The organism is Pseudomonas sp. MF6776, from assembly GCF_016613125.1.
GTDB lineage: Bacteria > Pseudomonadota > Gammaproteobacteria > Pseudomonadales > Pseudomonadaceae > Aquipseudomonas > Aquipseudomonas iridis.
Map to the genome: position 1 here is coordinate 74,958 of NZ_JAENSQ010000011.1, position 17,803 is coordinate 92,760.

At 60.5% G+C, this 17,803-nt stretch carries 13 protein-coding genes; 5 read left to right on the top strand and 8 right to left on the bottom strand.

The features are described from left to right. Nucleotides 1-2 precede the first annotated feature (2 nt). The 4 genes from JJD74_RS14885 to amaB form a co-directional block, all read right to left on the bottom strand. Nucleotides 3-917: an ABC transporter permease subunit gene (locus JJD74_RS14885; protein ID WP_042557415.1), complete on the bottom strand. Its 915-nt coding sequence runs from the start codon at nt 915-917 to the stop codon at nt 3-5. A gap of 240 nt (nt 918-1,157) precedes the next feature. Beyond that, nucleotides 1,158-2,291, bottom strand: coding sequence for an ABC transporter substrate-binding protein (locus JJD74_RS14890; protein WP_042557414.1), 1,134 nt, complete (start codon nt 2,289-2,291; stop codon nt 1,158-1,160). A 368-nt stretch (nt 2,292-2,659) separates the two neighbouring features. Next, nucleotides 2,660-3,943, bottom strand: coding sequence for an L-pipecolate oxidase (gene amaA, locus JJD74_RS14895; RefSeq protein ID WP_200615060.1), 1,284 nt, complete (start codon nt 3,941-3,943; stop codon nt 2,660-2,662). Nucleotides 3,944-4,095: 152 nt separating this feature from the next. Beyond that, a complete protein-coding gene (gene amaB, locus JJD74_RS14900) occupies nt 4,096-5,586 on the bottom strand; it encodes an L-piperidine-6-carboxylate dehydrogenase (RefSeq protein ID WP_042557412.1) in 1,491 nt (496 codons plus the stop codon). A gap of 163 nt (nt 5,587-5,749) precedes the next feature. Here amaB and JJD74_RS14905 point away from each other — a divergent pair, with 163 nt between their 5' ends. From JJD74_RS14905 to nadE, 3 genes are all read left to right on the top strand, one after another. Next, on the top strand, nt 5,750-6,652 hold the full coding sequence (locus JJD74_RS14905; protein WP_200615069.1) for a LysR family transcriptional regulator: 903 nt from the start codon (nt 5,750-5,752) through the stop codon (nt 6,650-6,652). Between the two features lie 210 nt (nt 6,653-6,862). Beyond that, on the top strand, nt 6,863-8,086 hold the full coding sequence (pncB, locus tag JJD74_RS14910) for a nicotinate phosphoribosyltransferase (protein ID WP_042557410.1): 1,224 nt from the start codon (nt 6,863-6,865) through the stop codon (nt 8,084-8,086). Between the two features lie 4 nt (nt 8,087-8,090). Beyond that, complete coding sequence (gene nadE, locus JJD74_RS14915; RefSeq protein WP_042557409.1) at nt 8,091-8,918, top strand: ammonia-dependent NAD(+) synthetase; 828 nt, start codon at nt 8,091-8,093, stop codon at nt 8,916-8,918. A 173-nt stretch (nt 8,919-9,091) separates the two neighbouring features. Here the strand turns inward: nadE and azu are convergent, their stop codons facing one another. After that, nucleotides 9,092-9,538, bottom strand: a complete 447-nt coding sequence (gene azu, locus JJD74_RS14920; protein ID WP_042557408.1) for an azurin — start codon at nt 9,536-9,538, stop codon at nt 9,092-9,094. Between the two features lie 344 nt (nt 9,539-9,882). Here azu and JJD74_RS14925 point away from each other — a divergent pair, with 344 nt between their 5' ends. Together JJD74_RS14925 and JJD74_RS14930 are read left to right on the top strand one after the other, a co-directional pair. Continuing rightward, complete coding sequence (locus JJD74_RS14925) at nt 9,883-10,470, top strand: TIGR00730 family Rossman fold protein (RefSeq protein ID WP_047299503.1); 588 nt, start codon at nt 9,883-9,885, stop codon at nt 10,468-10,470. 68 nt (nt 10,471-10,538) lie between these two features. Further along, nucleotides 10,539-10,727, top strand: a complete 189-nt coding sequence (locus JJD74_RS14930) for a hypothetical protein (protein WP_042557406.1) — start codon at nt 10,539-10,541, stop codon at nt 10,725-10,727. A 133-nt stretch (nt 10,728-10,860) separates the two neighbouring features. Here JJD74_RS14930 and JJD74_RS14935 read toward each other — a convergent pair whose 3' ends face one another. The 3 genes from JJD74_RS14935 to JJD74_RS14945 all read right to left on the bottom strand — a co-directional run bounded on the left by JJD74_RS14935 (nt 10,861) and on the right by JJD74_RS14945 (nt 17,601). Beyond that, entirely contained in the window at nt 10,861-11,751 is an 891-nt protein-coding gene (locus JJD74_RS14935; protein WP_200615072.1) for a transglutaminase family protein, read from the bottom strand. Next, nucleotides 11,751-14,237, bottom strand: a complete 2,487-nt coding sequence (locus tag JJD74_RS14940; protein ID WP_200615074.1) for a circularly permuted type 2 ATP-grasp protein — start codon at nt 14,235-14,237, stop codon at nt 11,751-11,753. The genes JJD74_RS14935 and JJD74_RS14940 overlap by 1 nt, the downstream gene beginning before the upstream one ends. Nucleotides 14,238-14,325: 88 nt before the next feature. Continuing rightward, nucleotides 14,326-17,601, bottom strand: coding sequence for a transglutaminase family protein (locus JJD74_RS14945; protein ID WP_200615077.1), 3,276 nt, complete (start codon nt 17,599-17,601; stop codon nt 14,326-14,328). Nucleotides 17,602-17,803: the final 202 nt, after the last annotated feature.

Genomic DNA, 17,803 nt, shown 5'->3' on the forward strand with positions numbered 1-17,803 from the left:
GCTTACACCTTCGACACAAGAGGACGGCCCAACAGGCCCTGCGGCCGGAAGACCAGAACAAGTACGAGCAGCGAGAAGCTGAACACGTCTTTGTAGTCGGAGTTGACCAAGCCGGAGAACAGCGACTCGGAGATGCCGAGGATGATCCCGCCCAACATGGCGCCGGGCAGCGAGCCGATCCCGCCGAGTACCGCTGCGGTGAACGCCTTGATGCCGATGATGAAGCCGGCGTAGAAGTCGAAGGTGCCGTAGTTCATGGTGATCAGCACACCAGCGAGTGCAGCCATGGCGGCACCGATGATGAACACGTAGGAAATCACCCGATCGGTGTTGATCCCCAGGATCGAGGCCATCTTGCGGTCTTGCTGGGTGGCGCGGCACATGCGGCCGAGCTTGGTGTACTTGATGATGTAGGTCAGCAGCCCCATGCCGACGAACGCGGCCACCAGAATGAAGACTTTGGTGTAGGTCAGTTGTACGAAGCCGGTACCGACTTCAACCCGCCATGCACCGGTCAGCAGCGTCGGAACGCCCTGTTGTTTGGCGCCTTGGGCGATCTGTGCATAGTTTTGCAGGATCAGCGAAATACCGATGGCGCTGATCAGCGGCGCCAGCCGTGTGGAGTTACGCAGGGGTTTGTAGGCAACACGCTCGATGACCCAGCCATACACCGCCGTGACAACGATGGTGAAGATCAGGGTGCCGAGCATCAGCAGAGGGAAAGATTCGATACCGAAGTACGCCAGCAGAGCCAGACTGATTGCCGCCAGGTAAGCAGAAATCATGTAAACCTCGCCGTGGGCGAAGTTGATCATGCCGATGATGCCGTAGACCATTGTGTAGCCGATGGCGATCAGGCCATAGACCGACCCGAGGGTCAGGCCGTTGACCAGTTGCTGCAGGAAAATACCATCCATAACGCAATCTCACGCAGTGAGAACCTGCACATCGTTGATGTGCGGTCCTTCTAGGAAAAATACAGAATTACGTCGGAGCAATGTCAGCCACGATCCGCCCGTCCCACACCGTTCCTGTGGGAGCGAGCCTGCTCGCGAATGCGGTCGATCATTCAACACATGTGTTGGCAGTCATTCCGTCTTCGCGAGCAGGCTCGCTCCCACATTGGATTGGTGGGGTTCAGGCAATCACGTCAGCCCTTACTTCTGTTTTTCCAGCTGGTGGTATTTGCCGTCCTTATCCCACTGGTAAACCACGTAGTCGGAGACTTTCAGGTCGCCTTTGGAGTCCCAGGCTTTCTCGCCCATGACGGTTTTCACCGGGTTTTTCTTCAGCCAGGCAGCAGCTTCTTCGCCCTTGTTGGACTTGGCGCCGTTGAAAGCGGCGGCCAGGGTCTGGACCGAAGCGTAGGCGTACAGGGTGTAGCCTTCAGGCTCGGTACCAGCCTTGCGGAAGGCATCTACCACAGCCTTGCTGTCCGGCAGCATGCGTGGGTCGGCGCCGAAGGTCATCAGCACGCCATCGACGAATTGCGGGCCGCCAGCGGTGGTCACCAGTTCGTCGGTAACGATGCCGTCATCGGACATGAACTTGACGTCTTTGAGGCCTTGCTCACGCAGTTGACGAACCAGTGGGCCGGCTTCCGGGTGCAGACCACCGAAGTAGACAACGTCGGCGCCAGCGCCGCGGATTTTGGTGACGATGGTGCTGAAGTCTTTTTCACCACGGGTCAGGCCTTCGTACAGCACCGGGGTCACGCCGCGCTTGACCAGTTGGGCCTTGGTGGCATCGGCCAGGCCCTGACCGTAGGTGTCCTTGTCGTGCAGCACGACGACTTTCTTGCCCTTGAGCACGTCGACGATGTAATCGCCGGCAACGATACCTTGCTGGTCGTCACGGCCGCACATACGGAACATGGCGCTCAGGCCGCGCTCGGTCACTTGCGGGTTGGTGGAACCCGGGGTGATCGCGATGATGCCCGCTTCGTCATAGATTTCCGACGCTGGAATGGTCGAAGAGGAGCAGAAGTGACCGACCACGCCGGCAACTTTCTGGTTGGTGAGGTCCTTGGCGACCGTCACGGCCTGCTTCGGTTCGCAGGCGTCATCGCCTTTGACCAGTACGATTTTCTCCCCGTTGACGCCGCCTGCTGCGTTGACCGCATCAGCCGCTGCCTGTGCCCCCTTCATGTACTGCTCGCCAAATGCCGCGTTGGCGCCAGTCATTGGTCCCGCTACACCGATTTTCACATCAGCTTGAGCAAACGCAGAAACACCCAACGCAGTAGCTACTGCGAGGGCCAGAAAGCCTTTCTTGTAAAACGTCTGGGACATGAGGTGGTGCTCCAAGGTTTTTTTTAGTTGGCACTGCGACTTCACTTCTCCTGATGCTCAGAGCAAGGGCCGTGCCATCGGTTTTTTATTCTTCAAAAAGTCGCTGCTTTCTTGTTATTTCGACTGTTTCGTTCCCATTTTCATTGGGCGTGCAACCGTCTAAACCGCGGAAGGTGAAACCATTTATTTCTTCAGGCGCAACCCGCTCGCGCCATCATTGCAACCGCGGCACCAATCGACGTGCAACCAGCCTGTAACAGCCCGCGTCACCGAACTGCACACTGCTGGTGCGGGACTGCTACAACCCGCACCATTACAGGCTAGTCGCTAAGCGAAAAAGCGCCGCTCCACGCAACATATTTCAACAATCAGATGACGATGCGCAGGCACTGGCCCGCGTGATACAGCGAAAACCCGGCCTCGTAGAGACAACTGCGCAACCCCACGCCTGCCAGCGGCTGCATCGGTGCAAAGGGAATTGGCAGGGCCTGAGGATTGCCATTACACAGGTAATCGGCGAAGGCCTTGCCCACCACGGTGCCGGTCGTCACGCCACGGCCGTTATAACCGGTGACGGCAACCAGACCGGGCGCCGGTTCGAACAGGCGCATCAAGTGATCGGGCGTGAACGCAATACGCCCTGTCCAGGTGCATTCCCATTCGACAGGTTTCAGATTGGGGAAATAATGCTGTTGCACCCGATCGGCCCAGGCCTTGAGAAACCAGGCCGGTTTCTGATTGCCGTTGCCGAGACTGCCGAGCAATAACCGCCCTTCTTTGTCGCGGCGAATGCTGCTCAACACTTGCCGCGTGTCCCACGACCCCTGACCGCCCGGCAGAATGTCCTGCGCGGCATCTTCGGTCAGTGGCACCGAGGCGACCTGATAGTAGTAACCGGGGAAGAAGTTGCGCTTGAGTTCGGTCCAGTCGCCTTCGGTGTAGGCGTTGGAGGCGATCACCACTTGCTCGGCCAGCACCGAACCGTGCTCGGTCTGCACTGACCATTGTTGCCCCACGCGCTCAAGTCGAGTGACCGGAGAATGATCAAACATCTGCCCACCGAGGCTCATCACGGCATTCGCCAGCCCGGTGACATAGGCCATCGGATTGAGCGTGCCGGCGCGACGATCAAGCAGGGCAGCGGCGATTTTCTGGGTACCGGTGGCTTGCTCACAGGCCTTGCCGGTCAGCAATTCGACCGGTGCGCCGCGGCGTTTCCATTGCTGCTCACGACTGCGCAGATCCGCCTCGCCCTTGGCGTTGTGCGCCATGTGCAACGTGCCTTCGCGGCGTAGCTGGCAATCGATTTTGTACTTATCCACAAGGCTGAACACCAGTGAAGGCGCTGCCCCGAGCATGCTGTTGAGCTGGCTGCCGACCGCCTCGCCGAAACCGGCTTCGATCTCGTCCGGCGGGATCCACATGCCGGCGTTGACCAGCCCGACATTGCGCCCGGAGCCGCCGTGACCGGCACGATGAGCTTCCAGCACGCAGACGGTTTTGCCTTTTTCCAACAGATGCAGTGCCGCCGACAACCCGGTGAACCCGGCGCCGATCACGCAGACATCAACCTTGACTTCACCCTTGAGCGCCGTGTTATCGGGCCTCAGTGGCGTGAGCTTTTCCCACAGACATTCTTCGCGTAACGGCATTGCCAGACTCCAACAGAAACCTGCCAAACACACTGCTGATCCTGTGGGAGCGAGCCTGCTCGCGAAAGCGGCGTTTCAGCCAACATTGATGTCGACTGACTCATGGTCTTCGCGAGCAGGCCCGCTCCCACAGGGAAAGAGCCGCCCTGATATCAGTCGAACGTAATGCCCTGCGCCAGCGGCAACTCCAGCGAATAGTTCACGGTGTTGGTCTGGCGGCGCATGTACCCGCGCCAGGCATCGGAGCCCGACTCACGACCGCCACCGGTCTCCTTCTCGCCACCAAACGCGCCGCCGATTTCCGCGCCGCTCGGGCCGATATTGACGTTGGCGATGCCACAGTCGCTGCCGACCGCCGACATGAACCGTTCGGCCTCGCGCACATCCGTGGTGAAAATGCACGATGACAGGCCTTGCGGCACAGCATTGTTCAGGCGCAGCGCTTCCTCGAAATCGCTATAGCCGACCACGTACAGGATCGGCGCGAAGGTCTCGCTGCAGACCACGTCGCTCTGCTCCGGCATTTCAACAATCGCTGGCGAAACGTAGTAAGCATTGGGAAATTGATCCTGCAATTGACGCTTGCCGCCGAACACCCGGCCGCCCTCGCTCAACGCCTGCTCCAGCGCATCCTGCATGTTTTCGAAGCTGTGTTTATCGATCAGCGGGCCGATCAGATTGCCTTCCAGCGGATGGCCGATACGCACTTTCGCGTACGCAGCCTTGAGGCGAGTGACGATTTCTTCCTTCACCGACTCGTGGGCAATCAAGCGACGCAACGTGGTGCAACGCTGGCCAGCAGTGCCGACCGCGCTGAACAGGATTGCGCGCACGGCCATGTCGAGGTCGGCGCTCGGGCCGAGGATCATCGCGTTGTTGCCGCCCAGTTCGAGAATGCTGCGCGCGAAACGCGCGGCGACTTTCGGCGCCACTTCGCGGCCCATGCGGGTGCTGCCGGTTGCACTGATCAGCGCCACTCGCGGGTCATCGACCAGCGCCTCACCGGCGTCACGGCCACCGATGATCACTTGGCAGAGACTCGCCGGAGCATCGCTGAAATTCTTCACCACGCGGTCAAACAGCGCCTGACAGGCCAGCGCCGTCAGCGGGGTTTTCTCCGAGGGTTTCCACACCACCGGGTTGCCGCAGACCAGCGCCAGCGTGGTGTTCCACGCCCACACGGCAACCGGGAAGTTAAAGGCGCTGATGACGCCGACCACGCCCAATGGATGCCAGGTTTCACGCATGTGGTGGCCCGGACGCTCGGAGGCGATGGTCAAGCCGTACAGTTGGCGGGACAGACCGACGGCGAAGTCGCAGATGTCGATCATCTCCTGCACTTCACCCAAGCCTTCCTGAGTGATCTTGCCCGCCTCCCACGAGACCAGTTCGCCGAGATCGGCTTTGTACTCGCGCAACACTTCGCCGAATTGGCGCACCAGTTCGCCGCGGCGCGGGGCCGGCACCTTGCGCCAGGCTTCGAACGCATGATCTGCGCGACTGATGTGCTGCTCGACTTCGGCCGGGCCTTCCCAGTTGACGGCGGCAATGCGGCTGCCGTCGATCGGCGAATGCACCGGCACTTTGCCGTTCTGATAAAGGGCCGGGTTCACACCAAGACGATCAAGCAATGCGGCAACCATGGGTCACTCCTCAAGCAAAAAACTGAATGTGTGCGGTCGGTTTTTCACGACCGGGCAGGCCTTTAGTTGTAGCGTCAGTACGGCGAGGCAACAAACGACCTTTACGCGAGATATCATTCCGTTTATTCATGCTGCGCATAGAAAGACAAGAAAAGGATCGGCCATGCTGAACAAACGCCACTTGCCTTCGATCACCGCATTGCAGTGCTTCGAGGCCGTGACCCGGCACCTGAGTTTCACCCGGGCCGCCGAGGAACTGAACCTCACCCAAAGCGCCGTCAGCAAACAGGTCGCGCAGCTAGAGGAATTGTTGCAGCACTTGTTGTTCCGCCGGATACGTCGGCGTTTGCAGATGACCCCGGCCGGGGATTTGTACCTGGTGGAAGTCAGAAAAATCCTCACGCAGGTAGAGATGTCGACCCACTACCTGCGTTCCTACGGCGGTGAAACCGAAGTCCTGCGCGTCTCCACGCCTTCGACCTTCGGCGCCCGCTGGCTGGTCCCCCGCCTGAAAGGCTGGCGCTTGCGCCATCCGTCGATCCATCTGGACCTGTGCAACGAGCAGGAGGCCGACGATTTGCTGCAAGGGCGCAGCGATCTGGCGTTCTATTTCGGCCAAGGCTCACGCCCGGGGACTGAATGCCTGAAGCTGTTCGGCGAAGAGCTTGTGCCGGTGTGCGCGCCTGGCAGCTTGCCCGACCAGCCTTTCACTGATCCGACGCAACTCACCGACCTGGTGCTGCTGCAGAATGCCTCGCGCCCACAGGCCTGGCACGACTGGTTCGACAGTCAGGGTGATCAGACCGAACACAGCTACCACGGCCCGCGTTTTGAAACCTTTTACATGTGCATCCGCGCCGCACAGGTCGGCTGCGGTGTAGCGCTGCTGCCACGCTTTCTGGTGGAAGAAGAATTGGCCGACGGCAAACTGGTCATTCCCTGGCAGCATGCAATGCCCAGCACCGACGCCTATTACCTGGCCTACCCGGAACATTCTGCGGAAGTGCCCAAGGTGAGGGATTTTGTGAAATGGATGCTGGAGCAGATCGACAGTCCCATTGCCTGATCATATTCAAACTGTGGGAGCGAGCCTGCTCGCGAAAAGGCCGTCACATTCAATATCAATGTCGATTGCCATGACGCTTTCGCGAGCAGGCTCGCTCCCACAGAGATTGATGTTGTCTAAAAAAGCGCTGGCAATCCCCACCGCTGATATGCGCCACTAGCGCCATTGTTCGAGACCGCGCTACGGCGCGGCGCACCTGGAGACCCCGTTATGAGCGAGAGTGTGTTTGCCGATCGCATCGTGCAGAACCTGCTCGACACCGACTTCTACAAGCTGACGATGATGCAGGCGGTGCTGCACAACTACCCCAACGTCGAAGTCGAATGGGAGTTTCGTTGCCGTAACAGTGAGGACTTGCGTCCGTATCTGGCCGAGATCCGCTTTCAGATCGAGCGTTTGGCCGAACTGAGTCTGAGCGCCGATCAACTGAGTTTTCTGGAGCGCATCAGCTTCCTGAAACCGGACTTCCTGCGCTTCCTCGGCTTGTTCCGCTTCAATCTGCGCTACCTGCACACCGGCATCGAAAACGGCGAACTGTTTATCCGCCTGCGCGGACCGTGGCTGCATGTGATCCTCTACGAAGTGCCGCTGCTGGCCATCGTCAGCGAAGTGCGCAACCGTTATCGCTACCGCGAGACCGTGCTCGAACAGGCGCGAGAACAGCTCTATCGCAAGTTCGACTGGCTCACCGCCAATGCTTCGGCCGATGAACTATCGCAATTGCAGGTCGCCGATTTCGGCACCCGTCGCCGGTTTTCCTACCGGGTACAGGAAGAAGTGGTGAACGTGCTCAAGCACGATTTCCCCGGCCGATTCGTCGGCACCAGCAATGTGCACCTGTCGCGCGAGCTGGACATGAAACCGCTGGGCACCATGGCCCACGAGTGGATCATGGCGCACCAGCAACTCGGCCCAAGGCTGATAGACAGCCAGATCGCCGCCCTCGACTGCTGGGTCCGCGAGTACCGGGGGTTGCTGGGGATCGCCCTCACCGATTGCATCACCACCGATGCTTTCCTTGGTGATTTCGACTTGTTCTTTGCCAAGCTTTTCGACGGTTTGCGCCACGATTCCGGGGACCCTGTGGCCTGGGGCGAAAAATGCATCGCCCACTATCACAAGCTCGGCATCGACCCGATGAGCAAGACGCTGGTGTTCTCCGACAGCCTGACATTGCCCCGGTCGCTGGAGATATTCCGCGCACTGCACGAGCGGATCAACGTGAGCTTCGGCATCGGCACCAACCTGACCTGTGACATTCCGGGTGTCGAACCGATGAGCATCGTGCTTAAAATGACCGCCTGCAACGGCCAACCGGTGGCAAAGATCTCCGACGAGCCAGGCAAGACCCACTGCAAAGATCCGAATTTTGTCGCCTATTTGCGACACGTTTTCCAGGTTCCTGCCGATTCCAGTCTATCTAGCAAGGAGTGAATTCATGCAAGCCGTACAGCGTGAGATTGCTGAACAGCTCAAGGTGCAACCGCCGTTCGCCGACCATCAGGCCCTGCAAGCCGAGATCGCCCGGCGCATTACCTTCATTCAGGACTGCCTGGTCAATTCCGGGCTCAAGGCGCTGGTGCTGGGCATAAGCGGCGGCGTCGACTCGCTGACAGCCGGGCTGCTGGCCCAGCGCGCGATGCGCGAATTGCGCGAACGTAGCGGCGACAATGCGTACAAGTTCATCGCCGTACGCCTGCCGTATGAAACACAGTTCGACGAGCACGACGCGCAGGCCTCGGTGGATTTCATCGATCCGGACGAACGCCACACCGTCAACATCGGCCCGGCGGTAAAAGCGCTGGCCAGTGAAGTCGCGGCGTTCGAAGGCAAGCACGCGGTGTCGGTGGATTTTGTGCTCGGTAACACCAAGGCGCGGATGCGCATGGTTGCGCAGTACACGATTGCTGGTGCGGCGGGTGGTCTGGTGATCGGTACCGACCATGCAGCGGAAGCGGTAATGGGGTTTTTCACCAAGTTCGGCGACGGTGCCTGCGACCTCGCCCCGCTCAGCGGTCTGGTGAAAAACCAGGTACGGGCGATCGCCCGCAGCTTCGGCGCGCCGGAGTCGCTGGTCGAGAAAGTCCCGACGGCGGACCTCGAAGACCTGTCGCCGGGCAAACCGGACGAAGCGTCCCACGGCGTGACCTACACCGAGATAGACGCGTTCCTGCACGGTGAGCCGCTGCGTGAAGAGGCGTTCAAGATCATTGTTGATACGTACAACAAGACCCATCACAAACGCGTGATGCCGTTCGCACCGTAATCCGTGAACGAATGAAAAAGCCCGCTGGGGAGTGATCCTCAGCGGGCTTTTCTTTGGCCAGATTATCTGTCGATGCAGCTGGCCCTTTCGCGAGCAGGCTCGCTCCCACAGTTGATCGCGGTCGAATGTGGGAGCGGGCCTGCCCGCGAAGAACGATGACGCGGTGAACCTGATTACTTCAGAGTCACAGTGCCTTTCATCATCGAGATGTGGCCAGGGAACGAGCAGAAGAAGCCGTATTTTTCACTGGCATTGAGCTTCGACACATCGAAGGTCACCGAGTCGGTTTCCTTGGCGCCGATGATTTTGGTGTGAGCGATGACGCGAGCATCACCGTCCTTCAGGTAGTTCTTGTCGATACCGGCAGCCAGGCCATCGGTGGCGATCGGCTGCATGTCAGCTTCTTTGCTGATCACCAGGTTATGGCCCATGACGTTCTTCGGCAGGCTGCCGGAGTGGGTCAGTTCGATGGTGAAGGTCTTGCAGCTCTTGTCGATTTCAATGGCCTTGGTGTTGAAGGACATCTGGTCGGTGGAGTCAACGGTGGTTTTGCACTCGGCAGCCATCAATTGGCTGCTGGCCAGCGCCAGCAGGGATACCGCAACAACTTTGGAAAACATGGTGAATCTCCAAGGCAGGGTTAACAAAAACACTAATGGTTGAAAGACTGCCTGAAATCTTCGCAAGTTCCTATGACTTGAATCAAAAATTGTATACAACTTTCAGGCTATGACACTCATCGACACAATCTAACGGCCAGATCACCCGGCTGAGTCCATGATCGGCGCATCTCACTGAAACGGAGCGTCTGTCATGATCTTTAACGGCCTGTTGTGCAGCTTGCTCGCCGCCTATGCCTGTGGCGCCAGCGGTACCTTTGAATCGCCGGAGCGCGAACGCTAAACCTTGGATCGAGGCGTGCCAGCCAGTACCCTGTGCGACTGATTCGATACCGGAGAAAGGCATGTCTCTCACATCCGTTTGTGTATTTTGCGGTGCCAACGCCGGCACTGACCCAGCTTATACCGAAGCCGCCGTGGCCCTTGGTCGCGCATTGGCCGAGCGCAAGTTGACGTTGGTCTATGGCGGTGGCGCCGTCGGTTTGATGGGCATCGTGGCCGATGCCGCACTGGCCGCCGGTGGCGAGGTGATCGGCATTATCCCGCAGAGCCTGATGGACAAGGAAATCGGTCACAAAGGCCTGACGCGTCTGGAAGTGGTCGACGGCATGCACGCCCGCAAGGCGCGGATGGCCGAACTCAGCGACGCGTTTATCGCGCTGCCCGGTGGCCTCGGCACCCTGGAAGAACTGTTCGAAGTCTGGACCTGGGGCCAGCTCGGCTACCACGGCAAGCCTTTGGGCCTGCTGGAAGTGAAGGGTTTCTACAGCAAACTTACTGCTTTTCTCGACCATATCGTCGGCGAAGGCTTCGTTCGCGAGCCACACCGTGACATGCTGCAAGTGAGCGAATCGCCGCAAACGCTGCTCCACGCCCTGGATAACTGGAAGCCGACCGTCACGCCAAAGTGGGTCGACCAAAAACCCGGCTAACCGCCGGGCACCGATACAGGGCAGAATACGCGCCGCTCAACCTCACCTTCGACCCTAGAGGATCGCCCATGGCCAAACCCAATTACTCCTTCGCCAAACGTCAACGAGACCTGGAAAAGGAAAAGAAGAAAGAGGAAAAGCTTCAGCGCAAGAAACAAGTAGCTGAAGAAGCGGCACTGAACCCTGACGGTGAAGTGGCGACGGATGATGATGTTGATGCAACCGAAGCACCGAAAGATCAGGCGCCCGACGCCTGAGCCCCACCGGGTTTGATGATCGAAATCAGACCCCGCGGATCCGTGAAGGGGCTGGCGGTACGACCGCCGGCCCTCACAGTTCTCCCCTCCGCATCCGAACACCACACGAGAACCCGCCCCCACAGGGATTGTGTCACTCGACTGGCATCACCGTGACCCGCACTTCCGGATCATGGCTCCCCCCGCCCAGAATCACCCCGCGCAACGGCGACACATCAGAAAAATCCCGTCCCCACGCCAAAGTGATGTGCTCCAGCGCCGGCTGCACATTGTTGGTCGGATCGAAATCCACCCAGCCCAGCACCGGGCAAAACACCGATACCCAGGCATGCGACGCATCGGCGCCGATCAATCGTGGCTGCCCCGGTGGTGGCCGAGTCAACAGATAGCCGCTGATATAACGTGCCGCCAGGCCTCTTGAGCGCAAGCAGGCCAGCATCAGATGCGCGAAGTCCTGACAGACCCCACGACGGCGCTCAAGCACTTCCACGAGCGGCGTCGCCACCTGAGTGGCTTCGGCATCAAAGGTGAATTCGCTGAAAATCTTCTGCATCAGAGCCTGCACGCCCAACAGTAACGGCTGCCCGGGTGGAAAACAGCTTTGCGAGAACTCGACGAAACTGCGTTTCAAATGCACGTACGGTGACTGGAAGCGATAACGGCAAGCCTCAAGCAGATCGGAGGGCAGCGGCTGGCTGCTGTAGGTCAGTGCATTGCGTGTCAGCTCCCACGCCGGAGACTGATTGAAATCGAGCGACAGTCGCGTCAGCACTTCAACGGTGAGCCGGGCGTTGACCTGCAACTCATCGTGCGGTCGCTCGAACGCCAGCCGCGTCAACGGATTGCCGAACACATCCAGCTCATCGCGCCGTGCCGATGGTTGCGGGCTGATCAGCAATTGTCGTTGCGTGCAGCGCTGCCAACTGCACTCGCGCGGCCACAGGTGCGCCAATTGCTGGGCCAGGGAAACCGGGCTGTCGTAGTGATAACAGGTGTCGTGGAAGATCTGGTAATGCGCGCTCATCAGACGGACACCGTGCGCTGGCTGACATCATCGACATGGGCGAAATGGCGCAGGGCCAGTCGATCCGAGACTTGCCCACTGGCTTCGGCGATCTCTTGCAGCAGATCCGCCAGACCATCGAGCGCCGAGCGCACGCTGGATGCTCCGAACAATGGATTCTCCAGGCAGCCCAGATCAAATCGTGCCAGACGTTCAACCAGTTGCGGCAATCCGGCCTCCCGTGGCACGCCGAAATCATCGTTCAGGCGTTTCAACGTACGAGTCACCAGTTTCAGCTGGAACAACACCGCATGCGGGTTCTGTTCATCGAGCAGCAACAGGTCGAGCACCGGAATCAACTGCGCCACCGCCAGATAACGTGAGCGGTAAGTGATGCTGCTATTGCCCAGTTCCAGCAACCACTCAAGCCCGGCCTGATCGAACGCACCGGCGCCACGCAGAAACCCCGCCAGACTGCTGCTGAGAAATTGCAGCCGTTCGATACGCCGACCGATCATCAGGAAGCGCCAGCCTTCGTCACGGGTCATGTCGTCCAGGGCAAACCCTGACAGCGCCGCCAGCGACATCACCAGACGGTTGAGAAAGTCCAGCAACTCGCCAAAATCCGGCTCGTCGGTCTCCAGCTCCAACGCTTCACGCTGCAACTCGACCAGCGCCTGCCAGTTTTCCCGGGAGAGTTTACCGCGCACCTGCGAAGCCGCCCACTGCAAGCGTTGCAGGTTGGAGCGCAGGCTGAACGACCAGTCTTCGCCGAGCAGCGCGGCCAGCAAACGCTCCGGCAGTTCACCTTCGTCCGGCAACAGTGACAGTCGCTCGCCGAGATCGACCGCGGCTTGCAGCGCTTGCGGGTCGTCGCCGTCGACATACCGCGCGAGCATGATGCGCAGCAGCCGCGCACTGTCGTCGCAGCGCTCGCAGTAACGACCGAACCAGAACAGGTTTTCCACCACCCGCGACGGCAGATAAGGATCACGCCTGACCAGATCGTGAACGCCGACGTTGCGCTGGGTCTTCCACTGTTCGCCGCTCGGCGGACGATCGCCCAGCACCCAGGTGTCCTTGCTCGCCCCGCCGCGCTGCATCGACACCACTTCGGCATCAGCCTCGGCCGCTACTCGGGTCAGCCCGCCCGGCAGCACTCGATAGCCATCACCGCTGGCCGCGGCGTACACACGCATACCGATCGCTCGAGGTTGCAACTGGCCGTCTTCGGCTTGCCAGATTGGCGCCTGGGAGAGCTGGGCCAACTCTTGCGCAACATAGGCGTAAGGACGCGCCTGCATGCGCTCAGCGAGGGATTGGCGCTGCTTTTCACTCAGATCGCGGCCGAATACCGGCGCGAAGCTTTGTGAAGGAAAGGCCGGTTTGATCAACAGTTCAGGCAGTTTTTCCAGCGCCTGAGCCAGCACCGGCGCCTCACCACACCACCAGGTTGCAATGGAGGGCAGGATCAATTCTTCGCCGAACAGGAATTGGTTGATCCTTGGCAGAAAACCCAGCAACCCCGGCGACTCCAACACGCCGCTGCCCAGCGCGTTGGCGACCAGCACCCGCCCCTGCCGCACCGCCTCAAGCAGGCCGGGGACGCCAAGCGCCGAGTCCGTGCGCAGCTCCAGTGGATCGCAGAAGTCGTCGTCGAGCCGCCGCATTATCGCGTGCACCCGGCGCAGGCCGCTGAGGGTTTTCAGGTAGACCGTGGCATCACGCACCGTCAGATCACCGCCCTCCACCAATGGATAACCGAGCTGACGCGCCAGATAGAGGTGTTCGAAATAGCTTTCGTTGAACCGCCCCGGCGTCAGCAACACCACCAGCGGCGCCTCGTCATCAGTGGGCGCCTGTCGAGCAAGTGTTTCCTGCAACGTGCGAAAGAAGCCGGCCAGATGCTGCACCTTCAGATCACGGTACAACTCGGGGAAGGCGCGGGACACAATGGTGCGGTTTTCCAAGGCGTAACCGGCACCCGAGGGTGCCTGCGTGCGATCTGCCGTCACCCACCAGCGCCCGTCCGGCGTGCGCGCCAGATCCACGGCGTACAGATGCAGAAAAGCACTGTCCGGCGGCACAATGCCCTGACACGGCCACAGAAAATTGTTGTGACCAAATACCAGTTCCGCCGGCAACAAGCCTTCGCTGATCAAGCGCTGAGGCCCATACAAATCGGCCAGCACGGCATTGAGCAGTCGTGCTCGCTGGGCGATCCCGGCCGACAATTGCTGCCACTCATCCGCCGCAATCACATGCGGCAGCAAATCCAGTTCCCACGGCCGATCCGCGCCTTTGGGATCGGCGTAGACGTTATAGGTGACGCCGTTTTCCTGAATCTGCCGCGCGAGCAACGCCTGACGCTGCACCAGTTGCGCCGGGGTGCTGCGCTGCAGTTGGTCGAACAGCCGCTGCCAATGCGGGCGCACCGCACCGCTGGCATCCAGCAATTCGTGATAAGTGCCCGCCGTCAGCGGGTAGCGGTCTAGCAGGTCAGGCATGGAAAGCTCGGCAGACAGCAGGGAAAGGTCAGACTAACGCAGGCACATGACGCCCGGATAGACGAAAAATCCGGGCGCTGTGTGCGATTCAGAAACGGCGTAAATCGATTGTCATCGGTAGCTCGTCGTTTATTTCCACATTGGGTATAGGAAGTTTCCCCGGGGTGTGTCCCACCCGGAAGAAACGCGCCATGCGCCGGCTCTCCGCTTCGTTGGCGTTGACCGGCAGCGATTCGTAATTGCGCCCGCCCGGATGCGCAACGTGGTACTGACAGCCGCCCAGAGAGCGCGCCATCCACGTATCGAGCAGGTCGAACACCAGCGGCGCGTGCACAGGTATGGTCGGTTGCAGGCAGTTGGCCGGTTGCCAGGCGCGGTAACGCACGCCGGCGACAAACTCGCCGACTCGCCCGGTCGGATGCAATGGCACCGCGATGCCGTTGCAGGTCAGCAGGTAGCGTTGCGGTGGCAGGCCTTTGAGCTTGACCTGCAAGCGTTCCAAGGATGAATCGACGTAACGTACCGTGCCACCCGCCGTGCCCTCCTCACCCAGCACGTGCCACGGTTCAAGGGCCTGACGCAGCTCCAGTTCGATACCGTTGACCGCGTAATCGCCAACCTTGGGAAAACGAAATTCCAGATGCGCCGCGAACCACTCGGCCCGCAGCGGATAACCGGCACTGTTGAGTTCAACGATAACGTCGGCGAAATCCTGTTCGATGAAGTGCGGCAACATGAACCGATCGTGCAGTTCGGTGCCCCAGCGCGCCAGTTTCGACGGCGCATAAGGCTCGCGCCAGAAACGTGCGACCAGTGCCCGCAACAACAATTGCTGGGCCAGACTCATGCGCGCGTGCGGCGGCATTTCAAAGGCGCGCAGCTCCAGCAAGCCGAGGCGCCCGGTGGCGCCGTCCGGCGAATAGAGTTTGTCGATGCAGAATTCTGCGCGGTGGGTGTTGCCGGTGACGTCGATCAGCAAGTTGCGCAGCAGTCGATCGACCAGCCACGGTGCGCACGCTTCGCCCGGCTCCGGCATCTGCGCGAAGGCGATTTCCAGTTCATACAAGGCGTCGTTACGCGCCTCATCGACGCGCGGTGCCTGCGAGGTCGGGCCGATGAACAAGCCGGAAAACAGATAGGACAACGACGGATGGTTGTGCCAGTAACTGATCAGGCTGCGCAGCAGATCCGGGCGGCGCAGAAACGGTGAGTCCGCCGGCGTCGCGCCACCGAGGACAAAGTGGTTGCCGCCGCCGGTGCCGGTATGGCGCCCGTCGATCATGAACTTCTCAGTGGTCAGGCGGGTTTGCCGCGCCTCTTCATAAAGAAACTCGGTGCGCTCGACCAACTCGTCCCAGGTCGCCGACGGCTGCACGTTGACCTCGATCACGCCCGGGTCCGGGGTGATACGGAAGTTGCTCAGCCGCGGATCGCCGGGCGGCTCGTAGCCCTCCAGCAGCACCGGGCAGCGCAGCTCTTCAGCGGTGGCTTCGATGGCAGCGACTAATTCCAGATAATCCTCGACCCGCTCCAGCGGCGGCATGAACAGGTACAAACGGCCCTCACGGGCTTCGGCGCAGAACGCGGTGCGGGTCAGCCAGTCGGCGGATTCGTCGATTTTCGGTTGGCGTTCGTCAGCCGAGGCCGGTTCGCCGTGACTGTTGAGTTGCGCAGTCTGCGGTAGCTCGGGGAAGTCCTGGTTCGGGTCCTGCGGATGGATAAACGGATACTCGGCCGCTTTTACCCAAGGCTGCGCGCCCAACGGCAAACGATAGCCCAGCGGAGAGTCCCCCGGCACCAGACGGCAATGCTCGTCGCGCAGATACCAGCGCCCGCTCTGCCATTGATCGCCCTTGGCGGTGCGCGCCAGCGGCAGCACCTGGCCGATGACCTTGTCGAGTCCCTGACTGAAGACTTTGCGCAGCCGCGCACGCTCCAGCGGTTCTTCCAGACGCGAATCTTCGGCGCTGACGTTGCTCGGCAAAGTGCCCTCACGCCACAGGTAATAGAAATTGTCCTCGTAGGCCGGAAACACAAACCGCGCAGGCAGTTTCAGACGTTCGGCAACACTGGCCAGAAAGCGTCCGGCCAGTTCGCCATCGGCGGCGTAATCCTGCTGTTCATCGGCGATCAACGCGTTGTTGCGCCAGATCGGCACGCCGTCGCGGCGCCAATAGCAATTGAGCGACCAGCGTGGCAGCTGTTCGCCGGGATACCACTTGCCCTGGCCGAAATGCACCAGCCCCTGCGGCGCGTAATGTTTACGCATGCGCTGGAACAGCTCGGCTGAGAGCCGACGCTTGTCTTCGCCGAGGGCGGCGGTGTTCCATTCGGCGCCGTCCGGGTCGTCGATGGAGACGAAGGTCGGCTCGCCGCCCATGGTCAGGCGTACGTCGCCCTCCAGCAGGTCGGCGTCGATCTGCCGGCCCAGCGCCTGAATCGCCAGCCACTGCTCGTCGGTGTAGGGCTTGGTGACCCGTGGCGCCTCCCAAATCCGTTCCACGGACATTTCATGGCTGAACCGGGTTTCGCAAGGCTCGACCATGCCGCTGATCGGTGCCGCCGAGGACGGATCGGGACTACAGGCCAACGGAATGTGCCCTTCACCGGCGAACAGCCCTGACGTGGCGTCGAGGCCGATCCAGCCGGCGCCCGGCAAATACACTTCGCACCAGGCATGCAGGTCGGTGAAATCGATCTCGGTGCCGGATGGTCCGTCGAGGCTTTTCACGTCGGCGGTCAGTTGAATCAGGTAACCGGAGACAAACCGCGCCGCCAGTCCGAGGTTGCGCAGCAATTGCACCAGCAGCCATGCCGAGTCGCGGCACGATCCAGAGGCATGTTCGAGGGTGTGCTCCGGCGTTTGCACGCCCGGCTCCATGCGAATCAGGTAGTTGATGTCTTCGCTCAGACGCTGATTGATCGCGACCAGAAAATCCACAGCGGGCAGCGGCGTGCGATCGATGCCGTCCAGATAGGCTTTGAATGACGGCGTCAGCGGCAGGGTTTCAAGGTAGGGCGCCAACTCCTTGCGCTCATCGGCGGCATAGGCGAAGGGAATTTTCTCGGCGTAGGGTTCGAGAAAGAAGTCGAAGGGGTTGAACACCGCCATTTCCGCCAGCAGGTCGACTTCAATGCGCAGTTCGTCGGTTTTCTCCGGGAACACCAGCCGGGCGAGGTAATTGCCCTGGGGGTCCTGCTGCCAGTTGATGAAGTGCTGCTCGGGCGAGACTTTCAGCGCATACGAAAGAATCCGCGTGCGGCTGTGGGCAGCCGGGCGCAGGCGAACGATCTGCGGGCCGAGTTCGACAGCGCGGTCGTAGCGGTAATGCGTGACGTGATGCAATGCGACATGAATCGACACGGCGTGCCTCCTGCGAGCCTAAGCGTATTCGAAAGCGCGCAAGACTTATGCCATGCACAGGCTTGGGCGCTTTTGCGGAATGCTCAGGGCAGTACAGCACCAAAATCGGGCGATGCGGGGAAATGGTTTGGCGAAGTTGCGCCTAATTGTGGCGAAGATCAAAAGATCGCAGCCTGCGGCAGCTCCTACAGGGAAACGCGAA

What these genes read in the sequence shown, in the direction of transcription:
- JJD74_RS14885 (WP_042557415.1), bottom strand. Translation starts at nt 917, where the DNA reads ATGGATGGTATTTTCCTGCAGCAACTGGTCAACGGCCTGACCCTCGGG.
- JJD74_RS14890 (WP_042557414.1), bottom strand. Translation starts at nt 2,291, where the DNA reads ATGTCCCAGACGTTTTACAAGAAAGGCTTTCTGGCCCTCGCAGTAGCT.
- amaA (WP_200615060.1), bottom strand. Translation starts at nt 3,943, where the DNA reads ATGCCGTTACGCGAAGAATGTCTGTGGGAAAAGCTCACGCCACTGAGG.
- amaB (WP_042557412.1), bottom strand. Translation starts at nt 5,586, where the DNA reads ATGGTTGCCGCATTGCTTGATCGTCTTGGTGTGAACCCGGCCCTTTAT.
- JJD74_RS14905 (WP_200615069.1), top strand. Translation starts at nt 5,750, where the DNA reads ATGCTGAACAAACGCCACTTGCCTTCGATCACCGCATTGCAGTGCTTC.
- pncB (WP_042557410.1), top strand. Translation starts at nt 6,863, where the DNA reads ATGAGCGAGAGTGTGTTTGCCGATCGCATCGTGCAGAACCTGCTCGAC.
- nadE (WP_042557409.1), top strand. Translation starts at nt 8,091, where the DNA reads ATGCAAGCCGTACAGCGTGAGATTGCTGAACAGCTCAAGGTGCAACCG.
- azu (WP_042557408.1), bottom strand. Translation starts at nt 9,538, where the DNA reads ATGTTTTCCAAAGTTGTTGCGGTATCCCTGCTGGCGCTGGCCAGCAGC.
- JJD74_RS14925 (WP_047299503.1), top strand. Translation starts at nt 9,883, where the DNA reads ATGTCTCTCACATCCGTTTGTGTATTTTGCGGTGCCAACGCCGGCACT.
- JJD74_RS14930 (WP_042557406.1), top strand. Translation starts at nt 10,539, where the DNA reads ATGGCCAAACCCAATTACTCCTTCGCCAAACGTCAACGAGACCTGGAA.
- JJD74_RS14935 (WP_200615072.1), bottom strand. Translation starts at nt 11,751, where the DNA reads ATGAGCGCGCATTACCAGATCTTCCACGACACCTGTTATCACTACGAC.
- JJD74_RS14940 (WP_200615074.1), bottom strand. Translation starts at nt 14,237, where the DNA reads ATGCCTGACCTGCTAGACCGCTACCCGCTGACGGCGGGCACTTATCAC.